This is a genomic window from Chitinophaga sp. CCNWYY40 (assembly GCF_037483205.1).
Lineage (GTDB): Bacteria > Bacteroidota > Bacteroidia > Chitinophagales > Chitinophagaceae > Chitinophaga > Chitinophaga ginsengisegetis.
The window spans coordinates 1,109,027-1,128,245 of record NZ_JBBHLF010000001.1; the positions used below are offsets into that span (position 1 = coordinate 1,109,027).

General features: G+C 48.8%; 11 protein-coding genes. 4 read left to right on the top strand and 7 right to left on the bottom strand.

What is annotated here, in order from left to right; genetic code table 11:
* Positions 1–3 precede the first annotated feature (3 nt).
* The 3 genes from V7S65_RS04535 to V7S65_RS04545 all read left to right on the top strand — a co-directional run bounded on the left by V7S65_RS04535 (position 4) and on the right by V7S65_RS04545 (position 4,775).
* Positions 4–1,029: a 6-bladed beta-propeller gene (locus tag V7S65_RS04535; RefSeq protein ID WP_336386077.1), complete on the top strand. Its 1,026-nt coding sequence runs from the start codon at positions 4–6 to the stop codon at positions 1,027–1,029.
* A complete protein-coding gene (locus V7S65_RS04540) occupies positions 1,029–3,203 on the top strand; it encodes an FN3 associated domain-containing protein (protein WP_336386076.1) in 2,175 nt (724 codons plus the stop codon). Before V7S65_RS04535 ends, V7S65_RS04540 begins: the two co-directional genes overlap by 1 nt.
* A gap of 156 nt (positions 3,204–3,359) precedes the next feature.
* A complete protein-coding gene (locus tag V7S65_RS04545; protein ID WP_336386075.1) occupies positions 3,360–4,775 on the top strand; it encodes a GDSL-type esterase/lipase family protein in 1,416 nt (471 codons plus the stop codon).
* 45 nt (positions 4,776–4,820) lie between these two features.
* Here the strand turns inward: V7S65_RS04545 and V7S65_RS04550 are convergent, their stop codons facing one another.
* Together V7S65_RS04550 and V7S65_RS04555 are read right to left on the bottom strand one after the other, a co-directional pair.
* Complete coding sequence (locus V7S65_RS04550) at positions 4,821–5,363, bottom strand: hypothetical protein (RefSeq protein ID WP_133256209.1); 543 nt, start codon at positions 5,361–5,363, stop codon at positions 4,821–4,823.
* Between the two features lie 171 nt (positions 5,364–5,534).
* Positions 5,535–8,933, bottom strand: a complete 3,399-nt coding sequence (locus tag V7S65_RS04555) for an ATP-binding protein (RefSeq protein WP_336386074.1) — start codon at positions 8,931–8,933, stop codon at positions 5,535–5,537.
* Between the two features lie 95 nt (positions 8,934–9,028).
* Between V7S65_RS04555 and V7S65_RS04560 the strand changes: the two genes are divergently transcribed.
* A complete protein-coding gene (locus V7S65_RS04560) occupies positions 9,029–10,171 on the top strand; it encodes a glycoside hydrolase family 130 protein (RefSeq protein ID WP_336386073.1) in 1,143 nt (380 codons plus the stop codon).
* A gap of 65 nt (positions 10,172–10,236) precedes the next feature.
* Here V7S65_RS04560 and V7S65_RS04565 read toward each other — a convergent pair whose 3' ends face one another.
* From V7S65_RS04565 to V7S65_RS04585, 5 genes are all read right to left on the bottom strand, one after another.
* Positions 10,237–12,474, bottom strand: a complete 2,238-nt coding sequence (locus V7S65_RS04565; RefSeq protein ID WP_336386072.1) for a GH92 family glycosyl hydrolase — start codon at positions 12,472–12,474, stop codon at positions 10,237–10,239.
* Positions 12,474–13,925, bottom strand: a complete 1,452-nt coding sequence (locus V7S65_RS04570; RefSeq protein WP_336386071.1) for a RagB/SusD family nutrient uptake outer membrane protein — start codon at positions 13,923–13,925, stop codon at positions 12,474–12,476. Before V7S65_RS04570 ends, V7S65_RS04565 begins: the two co-directional genes overlap by 1 nt.
* Positions 13,926–13,946: 21 nt before the next feature.
* Positions 13,947–17,360: a SusC/RagA family TonB-linked outer membrane protein gene (locus V7S65_RS04575; RefSeq protein ID WP_336386070.1), complete on the bottom strand. Its 3,414-nt coding sequence runs from the start codon at positions 17,358–17,360 to the stop codon at positions 13,947–13,949.
* A gap of 139 nt (positions 17,361–17,499) precedes the next feature.
* Positions 17,500–18,510 (bottom strand): FecR family protein, encoded by a 1,011-nt coding sequence (locus tag V7S65_RS04580; RefSeq protein ID WP_079468002.1) that lies wholly within the window; start codon positions 18,508–18,510, stop codon positions 17,500–17,502.
* 50 nt (positions 18,511–18,560) lie between these two features.
* Positions 18,561–19,151, bottom strand: a complete 591-nt coding sequence (locus V7S65_RS04585; RefSeq protein ID WP_111578709.1) for an RNA polymerase sigma factor — start codon at positions 19,149–19,151, stop codon at positions 18,561–18,563.
* Positions 19,152–19,219 lie beyond the last annotated feature (68 nt).

Here is a 19,219-nt window from a genome sequence, read left to right on the forward strand (position 1 = left end):
ATAATGGAAAGAAGAAAATTCATACAGACGTCGGCGTTAGTAACCGCCTCCTTTTATATTTCCCGTGATCTTTTTGCCAAACCCAAAGGACCGGTATATGGCCACAATAACATGCGCTACGCACTGGACACCAAATGGGGCACACTCGACAGCAGCCGCTACCCGGTGAAAGATTGCCATGAAATGGTGCAGGACAAAAAAGGCCGCATTATCCTGCTTACAAACGAAACAAAGAACAATATCCTTATCTATAATAAATCCGGCAAGTTATTGGAAAACTGGGGTCATGAATTCCCCGGTGCGCACGGACTTACACTCAGCAATGAAAACGGTACGGAGTTCCTGTTCATTACCGATACCGAAAAACACCAGGTATATAAAACCACGATGGAAGGTAAAATCCTGCTGACCATCGACTATCCCGCTGAAACAGGCGTGTATAAAAAGAAAGAAGAGTTTGTACCTACGGAAACCACGGTAGCAGACAACGGCGACTTTTATATCGCAGACGGCTATGGCGCACAATATGTAATGCGTTATGACCGCAACGGTAAGCTGCTGGGGTATTTTGGAGGAAGAGGTCAGGGAGATGAACACCTGGACAATGCCCACGGTATTGTAGTAGATCATCGCAAAGGCACACCTACGCTTATTGTTACCGACAGAACACGGAATTGCTTTAAACGCTTCAGTTTTGATGGACAATTGCAGGAAGTAATTGCCCTGCCAGGCGCCTGCGTATGCCGCCCGGTTATAAAAGGTGATCACCTGTATGCCGCAGTATTACGCTCGCCCAACATGGATAAAGAGGGCAGTGGCTTTGTAACCATACTGGATAAAGACAATAAGGTGGTTTCCAACATTGGAGGTACCGCACCGGTATATACCAACGGAAAGCTGGAGCCGATGCAGCAGGCAGAGAAAATATTTGTACATCCGCATGATGTATGTGTGGACAACGACGGGAACCTCTACGTGGCGCAATGGGCCTCCGGGAAAGTGTATCCTTATAAACTCAGGAGGGTATAATGACCGTGAAACAGCCATCCAGATGGCAAAGCGCAGGCAGCAGCCTGTTATTTGCCGGTAATATTTTTATCCTTTTCCTCGTGATCTTTGGCAACAGGGTGGTGCTACCTCCCTGGCTGCAGGTGCTGGGGCGCATGCATCCCTTGTTGCTGCATTTTCCTATTGTGCTGATCCTTGTGGCGGGCATTTTAACGTTTATCCGTTTACGTGAGCCTGCCGCTGAAGCATGGAAACAACAGCTGGCGGCGGTGTTGCTGCTCGCTGGCGCACTCAGTGCAGTCGTTACCGTTATCATGGGACTGTTTTTATCCGGTGAAGAAGGATACAACGGCAGCGGCACTTTACAGTGGCACAAATGGAGCGGCGTGAGCATGTGCTGGCTGGCTTCCCTCTTATATTGGTTTGGGCAATCAGAGAAAAGCCGCCCGGTGTTACAGAAAGGCGGTATCCTTATCACCGCGGCATTGCTGGTGATCACCGGTCACTTCGGAGCCGACATTACGCACGGCGAAAACTTTGTGCTGGCGCCGGTAAGTCCCGCGGGCAAAGGGCCACAGGTGCCCTTTGATCAGGCGCTGGTATATGAGCACCTGGTGAAACCGGTGTTGCAGGAAAAATGTATGAACTGCCACAACGCAGGTAAGGCAAAGGGAGAGCTGGCAATGGAGCTGCCGCAGCAACTTCTGAAAGGAGGAAAGAGCGGCAAACTGTTTGTAGCCGGCAAACCGGAAATGAGCCTGTTAATGGAAAGACTGCATCTGCCACTGGATGCCAAAAAGCATATGCCGCCGGCAGGAAAACCACAGCTCACACCGGAAGAAGCAGACCTGTTGTATTACTGGATCAAAGGCGGCGCCGATTTCAAAACAAAGGTAGCTGCATTACCCGCAAAGGACAGCCTGCGGTTGCTGGCCACTGCTTTGTTGCAGCCCGCTGCTTCCACTGCCCCGGTATACAATTTTGCCGCAGCAGATGAAAAGATGGTGCACAAGCTGAATAATAACTATCGGGTTATTTACCCGATAGCATTGAATGCTGCGCCACTTGTTGTAAACTGTTATAATAAGGATCAGTTCAACAGTAAATCAATAGAAGAACTGCTGCCGCTGAAAAAACAGATCATAGAAATGCACCTGCAGAAGATGCCGGTGCAGGATGCCGATCTGAATATCATTGCACAGTTTCCGGAACTGCGGGTGCTGAACCTGAGCTTTACTAACGTAAAGGGACAAACGCTGTCGGCCCTGGGGAAGCTGCCTCACCTGGAAAGTCTTTCCCTGTCAGGCACGCCGGTTACGCTGCAACAGTTACAGGTGCTGAAAACGGCGCCTGCATTGAAGGAGCTGTACCTGTGGAACACTGCACTCACTGCAGCCGAACTGGACCAGCTGCCTGCCGCATTTAAACAGGTAGCCATCATCAAAGGATTTACAGACGATGGTAAACAACTACTGAAACTGAATCAACCTTTATTGCTGAACACCGCTTCCGTTTTCCGTAGTGCCACGCAGCTGCTGCTGAAGCACCCGATAAAAGGCGTGGAGATCCGCTATACTACCGATGGGTCGGTACCGGACAGCATCAATTCGCCCCTGTTTAAAGACAGCCTGTTGCTGCAAAGTAATACGACCATTCGTGCCATTGCCTGTAAGAAAGGCTGGTATGCCAGCGACCCGGTGCAGTTCAGTTTTTACAAATCTTCGTATATCCCTGACAGTGTGGTATTGCTTACACAGCCGGATGGCAGCTATGCCGGTAACGGCGCCAAAACCTTATGCGACGGGCAGAAAGGCGGCGTGGATCAGGGCAACGGAAAATGGCTGGGCTATGTAAAAGAGCCAATGACAGCTATGCTGCTATTCAAACAGCCCGTGCCCCTGCAGTCAGTATCGGTAGGTATCTTACGAAATATCAACGGGTATATTTTCCCTCCCGCTAAAATAGAAATATGGGGTGGTGCAGATGCGCAACACCTGAAACTGTTGAAACGGATCATTCCCGCTGCAGGGAAAAAAGACGATCCTGCAGCTTCAATGGAAATAGCAGCCGCTTTCCCGCTTACCACCGTTTCCTGTGTGAAGCTGGTAATGGAGCCTTTGCTGAAAATACCAGGCTGGCATCCCGGCAAAGGAGGCCGCGGATGGGCATTTGCAGATGAAGTGTTATTGAATTAGCGGTTATAATCCGCAACAGCGAACATTGAAAATAAACCACCGGTGGCAGGTATTTACCTGGCCACCGGTTACTTTTTGGTGAAGCAGGGGAATACGTGGAATGATAAAAGTAAATATTATCTTAACATTCCATTATTCCACGTATAATTTTCACTCATGAGGTCCAGGTATCTTATTTTTTTATTGATCTTGTTTTATCATGTGCCGCTGTTGGCACAACGGGTAAAGATCGCCTGCCTGGGTGCAAGCATCTGTGCGGGCGCCCGCCTGCAGCATCCTGAAACGGAATCCTACCCGGCGCAGCTGGGAAAACTGCTGGGGCAGGGCTTTGAGGTCATCAACTATGGCGTAAGCAGCACCACCTTACTCAAAAAAGGGGATCATCCCTATTGGAATACGCCGGAGTATAAAGCTGCGCTGGCAAGTGAACCAGACATTGTGCTGATCGACCTGGGAGGCAACGACAGCAAGCTGATTAACCGCGTACATCTCGATGAATACGAATCGGATTACCACGACATGATCCGCGCATTCCGGGCATTGCCTTCGCATCCGCGTATCCTGCTGCTGCAGCCCATTGTTTCCTTTGTGAAAGACACTACCCAGATCTGGGACCCGGTTATTACAACACAGATTTTGCCAAAGGTAAGACAGGTAGCTTATGATGAAAACCTGGAGCTGGTAAACCTGAACGCGCTGTTGATCGGTAAACCCGGACTTATGCCGGATGGTATTCATCCTGAACTAACGGGTACCACGCTGATGGCGAAAACACTTTTTGAAGTGCTGCACCCGGTGCGGGATACGGCTTTTAACGCTATCAACCACCTGCCGGGCGATAAAAAGATCACCTCATTTTATGGGTACCGTTGCGCGGATTTTGAATTCAGCGGGCGCGCCTGTAAAGTGGTAGCGCCTAAGTTTGCGGCTGCCGGGCATCCGTGGATCTGGCGCGCCCGCTTCTGGGGCCATGAACCGCAAACAGATATTGCCCTGCTGGAAAGAGGTTATCATGTGGTGTATTGCGATGTGGCGGAACTGTTTGGCAATAAGGAAGCCATACAATTATGGAACGGCTATTACTCATTGTTGCGCAAAGCCGGACTGGCACGTAAAACAGTGATGGAAGGCATGAGCAGGGGAGCGGTTTATGTGTACAACTGGGCGGCTGAAAATCCGGATAAGGTAGCGGCCGTGTACGTAGATAACCCGGTGATAGACCTGTGCAGCTGGCCAGGCAGCCAGTTTAAAAAACAGTTCACAAAACGTAACGAATGGGAAGCTTTCAAAAAGGATTATGGTTTTACTTCCGATAGTGCTGCTATGTTGTTTAAAGGAAGTCCGCTCTATAAAACAAAGGAAATTGTAAAGGGAAAATACCCGATGCTGCATGTGTTGGCAGATGCGGATACAGATGTGCCACCGGCGGAAAACACATTGCCATTTGAAGAGAAAATAAAAGCGCTGAAGGGGGATATAACGGTGATGCATAAACCGGGATTTGCCCATCATCCGCATAGTTTCCCGGACCCTACGCCCATTGTGGATTTTATCTTAAAAGCGGTAAAGTAAAACAGTTAGCTTCCGGTATTGTGCCGGAAGCTAACTGTCAGTAATTTATTTTACGAGCCACTCCAGTTTATACATACCACGGAACCGGTCGTAGGTGAGCAGTTCTGCATCACGCTTAAACTGGGCGTCCATCTGATCCGCCAGTGTTTCATGCGCGGGGAAAGCCTGTTTCACATTCCAGGCGGTCAGCGTTTGTATTTTACCATTCGGAGCGGAGAAGTACATTTTGTACTGATCTTCCGGACCGGCTTTCGGAGAAGCAGGTATTTTTCTCTTATACAGCAATAATTGCGGGTTTTTATTCAGGATCTGGTAACTATGATTACCTTCTACCCGGTATACATCACCATTTGCGAGCTGATAAGCAAATATTTCATTTTTGTTGATATGAATATTCCTGCCGTTATGCTGCAGGGTGACATAACTTTTAGGCGCAAGCGTATGCAGATGGATCCTGGGCGCTTTGTTGCCGTTATCTTTGGTGTAACTCAACTCATTAGCCAAATAATCATCCATGCTGCGGTAAATGCCGGTGATCTTCTTTTGCGCGTCTGCTGCTACATTGATACACATCAATAAGCAGATCATGTAAAAAATTCTGCTACAGTATTGCATATGTTGATCTTGTTTTGGTGCCATTATTAAGTTAGCAAAAATAGCCGATAATTTCTTGTGAAGACATGATAAAAATCATTAAAAATCTCCGGAAAAGAAGTTATTTCATCTTCACCATCAACATACAAAAATATAATAACCTCCTTACAAAACCGGCAGGTATACATAAAACGTAGTGCCCTCATTCAACTGCGATTCAGGATAAATATAACCTCCATGATTCAATACCACTTTGCGGCAAATGGTTAACCCGATACCCGAACCGGGATATTCGGAAGGCTTCACCAAACGTTTGAAAATAGTGAATACCTGGTCGGCGTATTTCTGCTCAAAGCCGATACCGTTGTCGCGGAATACCAGCTCATAATACTGTTTGTCTGCCTCCAGTCTTGGAACAGCAGCTTGTTTTTCCGGTGATATGATGCTCACGCTTACGCGGATCACCGGTTCCTGTTCATTAAACTTCAGGGAATTATCAAGCAGGTTATGAAAGAGCTGATTCATCTGTAATGGAACCGCTTTTATGTGTGGAAGCGGTGATATTTCAATATGCGCATTCCTTTTCCTTAAACCGGGTTCAAGATCACTCAGTACCTGTTCCATAACAACATTCAGGTCTGTTTCAATAAACGGATCGTCACTTTTATTCAGTTTTGAATAATTCAGCAGGTCTTTGATCAGCCCGGACATGCGCGAAGCAGAAGCGATCATTTTTTCCAGGTACTCTTTTACCGGCTGTTGTGCCGCTTCGGCGCTCATAGCAATGTTGCCAAAGGTTTGAATTTTACGCAAGGGCTCCTGCAGGTCATGGCTCGATATAAATACAAAGTCCTCCAGTTCCCTGTTGGTCCGTTTTAATTCTTCATTGGCCACTTTTAATGCTGTGGTGCGGTCTTCCACATGAAGTTCCAGTTTATCTGAATAGTTCCTGGCAGCTTCACGTGCGGCTACAAAATGGGTAATGTCATTGGTAACACACATGATGCCGGAAACATTGCCACTTTCTTCACACAGCGGTTCAAATGTAATCCTGACAATAATATCTTCGGCTTTACCAAAACGTACGATCTTTAGTGGCAGTTCACCGGTAATATACCTTTTGCCGGTGACGTATGCTTTCTCTATCATACTTTCCATTCCCTGTGATTTCAGCTCGGGCAGGGCTTCCAGTAATGGTTTCTGCATTACTTCTTCAGCGGTTCTGCCCCAGTACTGCAATTGTATTTCGTTGGCCACCTCAATATTCATTAACAGTCCTTTCAACAAACAGATGGCCACCGGCGCCTGTTCAAATAAATTTTTCAGTTGCTGCTCCGCATGGTTACGCAGTTGCAGAATTTTAATATGCGCTTTTACTTTTGTGAGCAGTTCCCCGGCTGAAAAGGGTTTCACGAGGTAGTCGTCCGCACCGGCTTCCAGTCCGTCGATACGGGCTTCGCCACCTGCACGTGCGGAAAGAAAGATAACAGGTATCTGCGCGGTAACCGGGTTGCCACGTACCCGTTCCAGCAGATCTTTTCCATTCATCACCGGCATCATGATATCGCTGAGGATGAGATCAGGTTTGTTACGCTCCACTTGCTCCAGCGCTTCCAACCCGTTTTTGGCAGTGGTGATATAAAAATACTTTTCGAGTAGCCGTGCCAGGTAGTTACGCATATCCGCGTTATTATCCACGATGAGCACATGCGCCCGTTCGGGGCTGCCGGCGGTTTCTGTTACTTCCCAGTGCCCCATTTCGGGCATATAATGCCCCTCATGTGTTGGAGGACTGTCGTTGTCCAGCAGGCTGTATGCCTCTTTCAGAAAAGCGCCTTTTAACAGCAGGGTATCTGTATGTTTCCCGGTTTCGGAGATCTGTTCCCGGGGAAGATGATCATTGCCGAAGGGCAGGTGTATGGTAAAGGTAGTGCCTGTGCCTTCTGAACTTTCCACGCTGATGGTGCCGGCGTGTAGCCGTACCAGTTCGCTCACCAGCGACAACCCGATACCAGATCCCTCATGTGTGCGGCCAGGACTGTTTTCCACCCGGTGAAACCGCTCAAACATATGCGGTAATTCTTTTTCAGGAATACCTACACCGGTATCTTTTACCTGGAGAATGGCGGATGTTTCAGTTTCACGGAGTATCACGCTGATACTGCCTTCCAACGTAAATTTAAACGCATTGGAGAGCAGGTTCAGGATGATCTTCTCCCAAATTTCCACATCTATATACACCGGCCGGGTGGACACACAATCGATATTCAGTTGCATACCTGCTTTTTCGATGATCGACTGGAAGCTACTGGCCAGATCGGTGGTGAGTGTTGCCAGGTTTACCGGCTGGTATACCGCCTTTAACCGGTTGGCTTCTACCCGGCTTACATCCAGCAGGTTGTTTACCAGTTTCAACAGGCGGTGCGTATTACGATAAGTGGCGTCCAGGTTAATTTTATATGGAGGCTGCTGCAGCAGGGGTTGTTGCAGCAATTCTTCCAGCGGGCCTATCATCAGCGTAAGCGGCGTTCTGAATTCATGGCTTACATTATTGAAAAAAGCTGTTTTAGCTTTATCAATAGCCGCCAATGCTTCGGTGCGCTGTTGTGCCTGTTCATACGCATGCACATTGGAAAAGGCGATGCTGAAAGCATTGCCCAGTAATTCGTAAAAGTTTAAATAGGCATCATCCAGCGTTCTTCTGGCACTCACACCTGCCACAACAAATCCCCACGGCCGCTGCTGCCCGGCAATATTTACCGGTAGCACAACAGCGCTGTGTGGCGCTTCGGGGTATGGACCAAAGGAAATGTTGCCAAAGCGGTTGCCCAGGTCCGTTACCACTCCGGGTTGCAGGGATTGTAATACCTCGTCAAAAGGCCAGGTAACTCCCGCAGCGTCCGCATTAATTCCGGCAGCAGCTATTACACAGTGGCTATCCACCTTACTGTCCAGTTGGTATAGCAGCAGGAAAGGGATATCCCGGCTGAAGTCAATCGTTTTTCCCAGTATTGCGTCGCATATCTTTTCAGTAGTTTCGGCTTTGCCTATCAGGGCCGACAAATCACGTACCACCTGCGTCCGGCGCGCAGCGAGCATTTTATCCGTTGTTTCGGTAACCGTGTGAAAAATACCTCCTACTTCGCCCGCTTCATTTCGTATAGGCGCAAACGAGAATGTCATAAATGCTTCTTCGAGGTAGCCGTTCCGGTCCAGGAACATCCGCTGGTCTTTGATATAGGTGCCTTCACCTGATTGTCCGCGGGTAAAAGCGTCACCCACTACCGGCAGCGCTGTTTCCCAGCATACCCGGAAGCTCTGCCCCATAGACACGGGATGTTTATCGCCACAGATAGGACGGTAGCTATCGTTATAAATCTGTATGGTATCGGGGCCCCAGGCGATTAAAGCGGGAAATGTGGAAGAAAGACAAAGACTGACTGTTGTTTTTAAACTCTGCGGCCATGATTCGACCGGTCCTAACGAAGTTGTTGACCAATCCATGCTTTGAATCAGCCTGCCCATTTCTCCACCACCAGCTAAAAATTGATCTTGATGCTGCATAGGCGTTTGTTAAAGGGGCACGTGTAGTTTTGTTTGAATGAGTCAAATGCGGAGATTATCTTTATCCTTTCCATGCTCAATTTAAACAAACTACCTTGAATAGCAAGATTCTGTTTCTCCTGGCTGCAACTATAGCCCTTACGCAGCATCCGCTGAAAGCCCAAACCAACCGTTTACCCGATTGGGCGCTGGGTGGCTTTGTAAGACCTGCGGGCGTGAACCCCGTGATCCGCACAGACTCTACGGCACATTTTTATGATTCGCTCCTGCAAAGGGAGGTCGACTGGGAGTCGAACGACACCTTTAACCCCGCTGCCATTGTTAAGGCCGGGAAGATAGTAGTGCTTTACCGCGCAGAAGATAAATCCGGTATACAGATAGGCATGCGCACTTCCCGGATCGGCTATGCGGAAAGTAAAAACGGTACTTCTTTCAAAAGAAAAAGAATACCGGTATTATACCCGCGCAATGATGATCAGCAAACCTATGAATGGCCGGGCGGCTGCGAAGATCCCCGTGTAGCCGTTACCGTTGATGGTACCTATGTGATCTTCTATACACAGTGGAACCGGCAGGTGCCGAGGCTGGGAGTGGCCACCAGCAAAGACCTGGTAAACTGGACCAAGCACGGCCCCATCTTCCGGAAAGCCGGCGACCGTTTCGTGGATCAGCCGCATAAATCGGCTTCTATCGTTACAGCACTGAAAGGAAAGAAACAGGTGATTGCAAAAGTGAATGGTAAGTACTGGATGTATTGGGGAGAACACGGCGTATTTGCCGCTACGTCTGATAACCTGGTCGACTGGCAACCCGTTACCGACAGCAGCGGTGCATTAAAAGCGCTTATAAAGCCCAGGAAGGGCTATTTCGACAGCGGGCTTACGGAGTGTGGCCCACCGGCTATTATCACGGATAAAGGCATTCTATTGCTGTATAACGGCAAGAACCAGCCGGGCGATAAAGGCGATCAGCGTTTTACTGCAAATACCTATAGTGCCGGGCAGGTACTTTTTGATAAACAGGATCCTGAGAAAGCTATTGCCCGCCTGGATGTACCCTTCCTGCGCCCGATGGAGGCATTTGAAAAAAGCGGACAATATGCCGCAGGCACCGTATTTATAGAAGGACTGGTATATTTTAAGAAGAAATGGATTCTATATTATGGCTGCGCCGACAGCAGGGTAGGGATGGCCGTATTTGATCCCAAACATCCCGGGCCGGGAGATCCGCTGCCATAGATGTCCGCAGGTGATCTGGAAACAGATGAACGAACTATGGAGTAATTTCCGCTGCGGGTAACCACTCATTGTCCGCCATCCGTTGGGTAAATGTCAAATACGCCACCCTTCATCAGGTCGGTATGCAACAGGCGCGTAGTGCTGTATGGTTTCCCATCCTTTTTGATAGTGCCGATAAACACCGGTGCGCCTTTTGGAGCTACACGGATAGTGGTGGTATGCTCACCGGTATGAATAACAATACGCTCAAAAGCAGGAATGGTAATGGCATATTCCGGTGCTACGGGGTTCACCGGATAAAAGCCCATTGCGGTAAATACATACCAGGCGCTGATCTGTCCGGCATCGTCGTTACCGCATAACCCTCCCGGCCCTACGCCGTATTCCATTGCCCTGATTTCACGGGTATGCGCTATTGTTTTCGTTTGGGCGTTTACGTAGTTGTACAGGAAAGGGATCTGGTGACCGGGTTCATTGCCATGCCAGTATTGTTGTTGCAGAAAAAGACTATCCAGCGCCTGTTCAAATTTTTTGTTTCCACCGGTTAGTTTGATAAGCCCGGGAATATCATGGGGTACGTAAAAGCCATACTGCCGCGGCGTTCCTTCGGTGATAAAAAACATCTTCTTATCCCGGTCCGGTTGCTCATACCATTTGCCGGAGGCGTACCGGCCGTTTACATCTCCCAGCTGCGGATCAAATACATTGGCATAATTGCCGGCCCTTTTCTTTAAGAGGGCATAATCCTTTTGCTTATGCAATGCTTTCGCAATGGTAGATAATGCGTAATCATCAAACGCATATTCAAGTGTGCGCGACACTTGTTCGCGGCTATGAAAGGCATACGGCACGTTATCTTCCAAAGGTACATACCCGTATTTCAGGTAAGAAGATAATGCCCTGCGACCCTTACCTTCTTTATAGTCTTCTATGGCAGCGGTGTCAAAAGCATTTTGCCGCATGAGGCGGTATGCTTCTTCCACATCATAATTGCGGATACCTTTATTATAAGCCGATGCAATAAACGGAATAGCATGATCGCCAACCATTGCGGCAGTATAATTATTCCAGCAGGGGAAGATAGGTAACCAGCCACCCTGTTGACCTTTCAGGATCAGTGAACGTACCAGGTCGTTGATCAACGCGGTGTCCAGTATTTCATACAGCGGGAGTTGTGCGCGGTAAATATCCCACATGGAAAAGTCGTCGTAGTAATTGCCTGACGCCAGTTGCTTCACCTGGTATGATTGTGCAAAGGCAGGGTAGCTGCCTTTTACATCATTGAAAAGACGCGGGTGCTGCATGGTATGATATAGCGCGGTATAAAAGATTTTTTTATCTTTTTCGGAAGAACCGGTTACTTCAATTTTCCCCAACGCTTTATTCCACACATCGCTGCCTGCTTTTGTTTGTGCGTTAAAATCCCAGTGATTGATTTCTGCGGCAAGATTTTCCCGTGCCGCATCAATACTGGTGAAAGAGGTACCTACACGTATTCTTATCACGCTGCCTTTATGCACGTTGAATTTTACTGCGCTGCCAATGCCTGCCTCGTTTTTGATACTGTCTTCCAACAGCACGGTGTTGCCGCGGAATACTTTTGCATCTGTGAATACTTCTTCAAACTGCACTACAAAGTATCCGCTGAAGCCTGCGGGCTGTCCCTGTCCCTGGTAAATGCGGAAGGCGGGGTTGTAACCAGAGATCTCCTGCCGCTGGCGGTCGATATACACGGCGCCTTTGCCGCGGTCGCTGTTGGGCCGGATCACTATATAGCAATCATCATCCTGCGTGAAGCTGAATTGCATCATGCTGCAACGCGCAGTGGCAGTGACTTCTGCCTTCGTCTTGTTTTTACCCAGCAGGATGCTGTAGTAAGCAGGCGTGGCTACCTCACTGGTGTTTACAAACGTTGATGCGTAATCGTTAGGACTGGTTTTAAGTTCGCCGCAAACCGGCATAATGGTCATGCTGCCGTAGTCCTGTGTACAGGAGCCGCTGAGCCAGTGCGTACCGCGGAAGCCGGTGAAAAGGGAGTCTGTATAGTAATACGGCGCTACACATTTCTGTTCGGTGAGCCTGGTTTGCGGGGTCCACTGCGTCATGCCAAAAGGCATGCCCACTGCGGGGATGGTGTTGGCCAGCTGCTCGGTGCCGGCGCCGTGAACCAGTGCGGTGAGTGTAGTGCTTTTGGAGGTGCCGGTGAACGGATCTACATAAGCCAACAGCTGGCTGGTTTGTGCCCAGGCACTTGCCATACCAGCTGTTAACCATAAAAAAGTACAAACGGTTTTACGTACCATCAATATCCTTTGTTTTGTTTTATCTTATCCTTGTTAATATCTATCTGGCTTTGTGGTACTGGTATTACGAGGTTGTCGCTGGTAAGGTCTGCTACTAACCTGATTTGTGCCTTTTTGCTGTTGAGCACCGGGATTGCCCTGCCGGTGCGCACCAGGTCGTACCAGCGGTGTCCTTCAAACGCCAGTTCCACACGTCTTTCATTTTCTATTGCCAGCCGGAACGATGCCTGGTCGGGAAGGTTGGCGGCTGTTTTTTCTGCAAGCCCTGCTCTTTTGCGGATGATGTTCAGGTAAGTGAACGCTTCTCCGCCGCCCTGGTAGCCTATTTCATTAAGCGCTTCGGCATACATCAATACAACATCTGCATAACGGATCACCGGGAAGTTGTTACCATTGTCGTTTTTGGTGGCAGGTACATCAAAGTACTTCTTTACAAAATAATAATTTACGGTAGCTCCACTGGCATTTACATAAGAAGTAGCCATCGAAAAGCTCTTCCTGGTGTCGCCGGCTTCGTAGGCGTTTTCCATATCGGGGGTAGGCTGGTTGTTGCCATCGCCGCCAAACTTCACTACCGCATCGCCGGAGTTTTCGGGCGCGAAAGAGTTAGGTAGTGGGTTGCCTTCTTTTACGCCACCGGATTTATATTGTACATCAAAAACAGACTCCTTGTTATTTTTCTTGCTTACATCAAAAACGTCGGCATATTTATCCAGTATGGCGTAAGTGCCGGAGCTGATTACTTCTTTCAGCTTTGCGGCAGCATCGGGATATTTATGTTGCGTGAGCAATACCTTTCCCAGCAAGGATTTGGCGGCGCCGCTGGTGGCCCTGCCTATATCGGCGCCGGTGTAACTTACCGGCAATGCGGCTTCGGCGGCCTTCAGGTCGGCTTCAATTTGTGCGTATACGCTGGCTGCCGGATCACGGGTATATTCATATGCCTGGTTGGCATTGGTGATTTCCGTTACCACCAATGGCACATCACCAAAGGAACGCACCAGGTTAAAGTATACCAGCGCCCGGAGAAACTGTGCTTCAGCGGTGAAGCGTTTCTTCAGTGAATCACTCATGGCTATCGGCGCAATCCTCGACAGGATGGTGTTACTGCGGGAAATGGCTTTGTAGCTGTCGTTCCAGCGGTTGGCTACAAAGGGATTGGTGGTTTTAATATAGAACCGGTCAAATTCATCCTGGTCTGTTACAGAGCCGGAAGGTACCGGGAAGTTATTATCGGATGGAATATCCCCATAGATGTAAGCATTGCCAAATACGCCGCCGGACTGCAACGAGCCATAGTTGGCATTGAGTGCATTTTTAAAATCGTCGGCTGTTTTGTAGAAGTTTTCCGTAGTGGCCGTGGAAGGCGGGAGCTGTTCCAGGAAGCTCTTTTTGCAGGCCGTAAATGAAACAGCTGCTGCGAGGAATATGTATAGATAATTTGTGCGCATGTTCTTTAATTTTTAGGAAGATCAGAATCCGATATTTACACCAACTACAAATGTTCTGGCCAGCGGATAACGGCCATAGTCAACGCCACTGGTTAAAGCGCCTTCGTAATTACTTACTTCCGGGTTATAGTTCAGGTAGTCGGTGAAGGTGTACAGGTTTTGAGCCGACAGGTAGATCCTGGCCTGTTGCAGCCGGATGTGCTGCAATATTTTTTCCGGTAACTGGTAGCCGATACTTACGTTCTGAATACGCAGGTAGGTGGCATCTTCCACCCAGCGGCTGGAGATGGCGTTGTTGTTGCCGGTGGTGCGCTGGTTGGCACGGGGAATGATACCGTTGCCTGGTTTGTCTTCCGACTGCCAGCGGTTTAACACCGTGGTCAGCTGGTTGGCGCTGCCTTCTACGTTCTCAAAGAAACGGCGGCTGAGGTTCAGTATCTGTCCGCCCTGCTGGCCCTGTATGGCTACCATCAGGTCGAAGTTCTTATAGCGGAAGGTGTTGGTGAGGCCGTAAATAAAATCAGGCTGACTGTTACCTATTATTGTACGGTCATCTGCCGTGATCTTTCCATCTTTATTTACATCTTCATACTTCACATCACCAGGTCGGGAAGTGAGGTCGTGCGGAAATTTATCCAGGTCGGCCTGGTTCTGGAAGATACCTATCTGTTTGTATCCATAGATGTTACCGATCGGTTTGCCGATCATCGTGATATTGGTTTCATTTACGCCGGAATTACTGCGGATGGGATCTCCCGTAGGACCCAGTGCCACCACGGTATTGCGGTTAAAGGAAAGCGTTGCATTGGTATTCCAGGTAAAGGCGCCGGTAAGATTGCGGGTAGCGAGGGAAAATTCCCAGCCCTTATTTTCTATGGCGCCAATGTTTTTAACGGCGGTGCTGAAACCGGTGATGGTAGGCACGTTTACGGCCAGCAGGAGGTCGTTGGTATTTCTTTTATAGTAATCGATACCAATGCCAATTCTTTCGTGGAAGAATCCGATATCAATACCGGCGTCGAACTGTTTGCTTTTTTCCCAGCCCAGTTCATCATTGCCAAGCGAGGCTGCACCCAAACCATTTACCAGCGAGTTGTTGAAGCTGTAGTTATCTGCTTCCAGCGTGGCGAGGTAAGGATAGTTGTCGGTGTACTGGTTATTACCCGCCAGTCCGTAGCTCACGCGCAGTTTGGCGTTGGAGATCACCGGGATATTTTTCATAAATGGTTCTTCTGTCAGCACCCATCCCACAGAACCTGCAGGGAATACACCCCACCTGTTTTTGCTGCCGAAGATAGAAGATCCGTCTGCACGGAGGGATACATTGGCGATGTACTTTTCTTTATAATTATAGGTAGCGCGGCCAAAGTAGGAGGTGGAAGTATTGGCGGTTCTGAAAGAACTGACTGTACTTGGTAAACCGGCAGCGTTCAACGTAGGCACTACGTCGTTGGCATAAGAAGTACCAATGGCCTGACTCCTCTGGTATTGATATTTATACGCCTCCATACCTAACAATACATCGATGTTATGCGGTCCGACAGCTTTGGTATAGTTAAGGGTCTGGTTAAACAACCAGCTGGTGGTTTGGTCAGAAGACGCTTCGCCCACGGCCTGTGTAGGCGGCAGTATCTGGTTCAGCGGCATGCGGGAAGTTTTGTAAGCATTCCTCCTGGTGGAGCCTACGTTGAAATTACCGGTTGCGCGGTAACTGAAATCTTTCAGGAACTGGTACGATGCGTACACGTTGGTAAGCAGGTTGGTGGTGATCAGTTCATTCGGATTTTCGGTGATGTTGGCTACAGGGTTGGTGATGCCAGGCCAGCCATAAGGCGTAGCCAGCGCGGCTTGCGAGGTATAGGCGCTGTGGTCCGCGTTCCATACAGGCGTCATGGGTACGGCGGATAAAGCAGCGTTGATGATACCGTTGCCGGCCCAGTGACCATCACTGTTTACATCGTTCTGGATTTTATATACCGGGTTGATATTGGCGCCCAGCTTGAAACGGTCGGTCACGTTGATGTCTACATTCGCGCGGATGGAGTACCGGTCGAGGGCCGATTTTTCAATGATGCCATCCTGTTTCAGGTAGCCACCGGTTACCAGGTACTGTGCGTTATCGTTGCCGCCGCTGGCGGTTACCTGGTAGTTGTTGATCATCCCTTTGCGGAAAATCATATCCTGGTAATCGTATGTAGGCATGGCGGCTACTTTCTGCGGATCGTCGAAATTGAACCACTCAAACAGATCGCCGCGGGGATAACGGTATCGCAGGTACGAATTTGGCCGGGCGGAGTTAGGATCGGATATATTGGCGCCGGGTACGTTATCGAGGTAAGCGTTATTGGAGGCTTCTTTGGAGAATACTGCAAACTGCTGCGAGTTGAGTACATCTATTTTTTTAGAAACATCCTGGAACCCCGTATATACGTCGGCGTTAAACCTTGTTTTGCCGGATTTTCCGCGTTTGGTGGTTACTATCAGCACTCCGTTGGAGCCTTTGGAACCATAGATAGCGGTGGAGGAAGCATCTTTCAGTACATCAATGCTTTGTATATCGTTGCTGCTGAAGTTACTGAAAACACTGGCGTCCACAATATTCCCATCTACTACAATCAGGGGATTGGTGCCTGCGCTGATAGAACCAAAGCCGCGTACTTTTATAGCGGGGGTAGCGCCGGGGGCGCCGCCTGTTTGCTGTACAATTACGCCGGGGATTTTTCCCTGCATACCTGTGGCCACATTGGAGATGGGCATGTCGCGCATTTCGGCCATTGGCACGGAGGCGATGGCGGCGGTAACATTCCGTTTCTTCTGGGTGCCGTATCCCACTACAATCACGTTGTTGAGCGAGCGGGTTTCTTCTTTCAAAATAATATTCAGCGGGGTAGCGCTGCCGGCGGCTATTTCCACGGATGTATACCCGATCATACTAAAAATAACGATGGTCTTTTCATCGGGCACCCGGATGGTAAAATGACCGTTAACATCTGTAATAGCCCCGCCACCTCCGTTTTTGATGGTGATGGTTACATTGGGAAGCCCGTTACCTTTTTCATCGGTCACCTTTCCGCTAACGGTAATCACACGCGCGGATAGTGCGGGATCTGCCGCCCGCTTCTCGGTAATCACAATGGTATTGGCGTTCAGCGACCAGGTAAGGGCGGTGTTTTGCAGCAGCAGGTTGAGCGTTTGCAGTACGGATCTCCGTTCTGCGGGCAAAGTAATATCATCATAGGGAGAAAGCTGTGCGGCTACATAAGCAAATTTAAAAGCGCTTTGCTGCTGGATTTGCTTAATACCTTCCTTCAGGGATTGCCGTTTCAGGTTTACGGTGACTTCTACTTCTTCCAATCGCTGCGCTTTGCCGGGAGCAGCAATCAGCATATTGATGCCGAAAAGAAAAGCAGAGGCGAGTAAGCAACTTAGTTTCATATAATACGCAAACGTTCGCTTTGGGAAAAGGCGTAGCCTTCCCCTGATAAGAAATTTCATACCTTTGGGTAGTTTTTAAATGTTTACCGAAATGTTTAAGACAACCGGCTATACTAACTAGTCCTTAGTATAGCCTTTTTTAAAATCGTTTATCCAGCCAGATAATACTGTCCTGTCCTTTTTCCCATTGCGCATGCGTTAGTTCGCAGATCACATCCAGCGCCTGTTTCATGGGATCGTTGATAAAATTGCCGGTGAATTTTTTAACGCGCAGGGATTCATCCCTGAACCGGATATCAATACCATAATATTTGTTGATAAGTGGAATCGCTGCTTCAAAGGAAACATCTTCAAATACCGGCTCGTCTTTTTTCCAGACCAGCACCTCTTTCATATTGGCTTTGGTAACCAGTGGGGCAATAGCGGCCTTGTCGAGTATCAGCTGATCACCGGGCAGCAGTTCCGCCACGATGGCTTTATTATCTTTTTGTACCTGTACTTTGCCGGTGGTAACGGTTACGGCTATAGGAGAGTCATCCCCCGCGGCCCTGATGTTAAAAGAGGTTCCCAGCACACGGGTCACAATAGCGCCGGTATGTACCAGGAATGGTTTGTTTTTATCGGGTGCTACTTCAAAAAAGGCTTCTCCTCTCAGGTATACTTCCCTGCTATGCCCGTCGAAGGCGGCGGGATAGTCCAGCTGGCTGTTTTCATTGAGTGTTACCACACTGCCATCGGGGAGGGTAATTATTTTATTGGAAGAATGCTGTGTTTCAGGAAGCGCCGCGGTAAGGGTAGGAGCGGGCTTTGTCACCGGCAGCAGCCACCAGGCGCTGAGCATTACCAGTATCACGGCGGCGGCAACGGCTATTCTTTTGTACAGCGGGTTGCGCTTTACCGTCATCACTTTGAGCATATCAATCTCTCCCTCCTGGATCTTTCCCTGCAGCTTTGTATACAATTGTTCCCACATAGGCTCCTGTGCGGGCCGCGGCGTATGCTCCCAAAGCGCTGCCAGCTCCTGCGAAACAAGGTCGTTTTCCGACAGCTCCGCCATCAATGCCCAGAACTCTTCCAGCTCCTGCGGACTACAGTCGCCGGACAGGTATTTTTGCAGTAATAGTTTTAATCTTAACGGATTAGACGACATATACCAGTTATATAACTGCTATGACGACAAAAAGGAGGGGGTAGTACTAATCAGTCAGAAAATAAATCTGACAACAGCAGGATATACACAACAGGGGTAATATGGTTATTGAGCAGGTATTGCTTAATGATCTTCAGGCTGTCGGTGATAGTGTTTTTAACGGTGTTGCGGGACAAATTCAGTTCCGTGGCTATTTCTTCATGCGTCATGCCCTTTTCCCGGCTCAGGGTAATCATGAGGCGGCGCTGGGGCGACAATTGTTTATAGGCATTGTTCAGGATTTCCCGGCATTCGTTGTTCAACAGGCTGTAGTCGGCGCTTTGTTCCTGGTGGGCGGCCATTTGTTCGCGCACCAGCTTCTGCAACTTTGCGTTTTTAGCCGCCAGTTTGAAGAAGTCCATCGCTTTATTGTAGGCCACCTTGAACAGGAAGGCATCCATATGCTGGATGTGCGTGATCAACTCCCTGCCCGTCCATAACTTGAGGAATACGTCAATCACAATTTCTTCCGCCACCTCTCTCGATTTGGTAACGGCCAGCACATATTGATAGAGCTTCTTTCTATGATGTTCGAAAAGTTGTTTAAAGGCAGCTTCATCTCCTGCCGCGATTTTGGTCAGTAACTCAGTTTCATTATACATGGAATTCTTCTCTTAGTTGATATCCGGAACGTGGTCTGACAAATATATTTTTTTTTCGGAGAATATTT

Coding starts and splice junctions, on each gene's coding strand:
- V7S65_RS04535 (WP_336386077.1), top strand. CDS start 4: ATGGAAAGAAGAAAATTCATACAGACGTCGGCGTTAGTAACCGCCTCC.
- V7S65_RS04540 (WP_336386076.1), top strand. CDS start 1,029: ATGACCGTGAAACAGCCATCCAGATGGCAAAGCGCAGGCAGCAGCCTG.
- V7S65_RS04545 (WP_336386075.1), top strand. CDS start 3,360: ATGAGGTCCAGGTATCTTATTTTTTTATTGATCTTGTTTTATCATGTG.
- V7S65_RS04550 (WP_133256209.1), bottom strand. CDS start 5,363: ATGATCTGCTTATTGATGTGTATCAATGTAGCAGCAGACGCGCAAAAG.
- V7S65_RS04555 (WP_336386074.1), bottom strand. CDS start 8,933: ATGCAGCATCAAGATCAATTTTTAGCTGGTGGTGGAGAAATGGGCAGG.
- V7S65_RS04565 (WP_336386072.1), bottom strand. CDS start 12,474: ATGGTACGTAAAACCGTTTGTACTTTTTTATGGTTAACAGCTGGTATG.
- V7S65_RS04570 (WP_336386071.1), bottom strand. CDS start 13,925: ATGCGCACAAATTATCTATACATATTCCTCGCAGCAGCTGTTTCATTT.
- V7S65_RS04575 (WP_336386070.1), bottom strand. CDS start 17,360: ATGAAACTAAGTTGCTTACTCGCCTCTGCTTTTCTTTTCGGCATCAAT.
- V7S65_RS04580 (WP_079468002.1), bottom strand. CDS start 18,510: ATGTCGTCTAATCCGTTAAGATTAAAACTATTACTGCAAAAATACCTG.
- V7S65_RS04585 (WP_111578709.1), bottom strand. CDS start 19,151: ATGTATAATGAAACTGAGTTACTGACCAAAATCGCGGCAGGAGATGAA.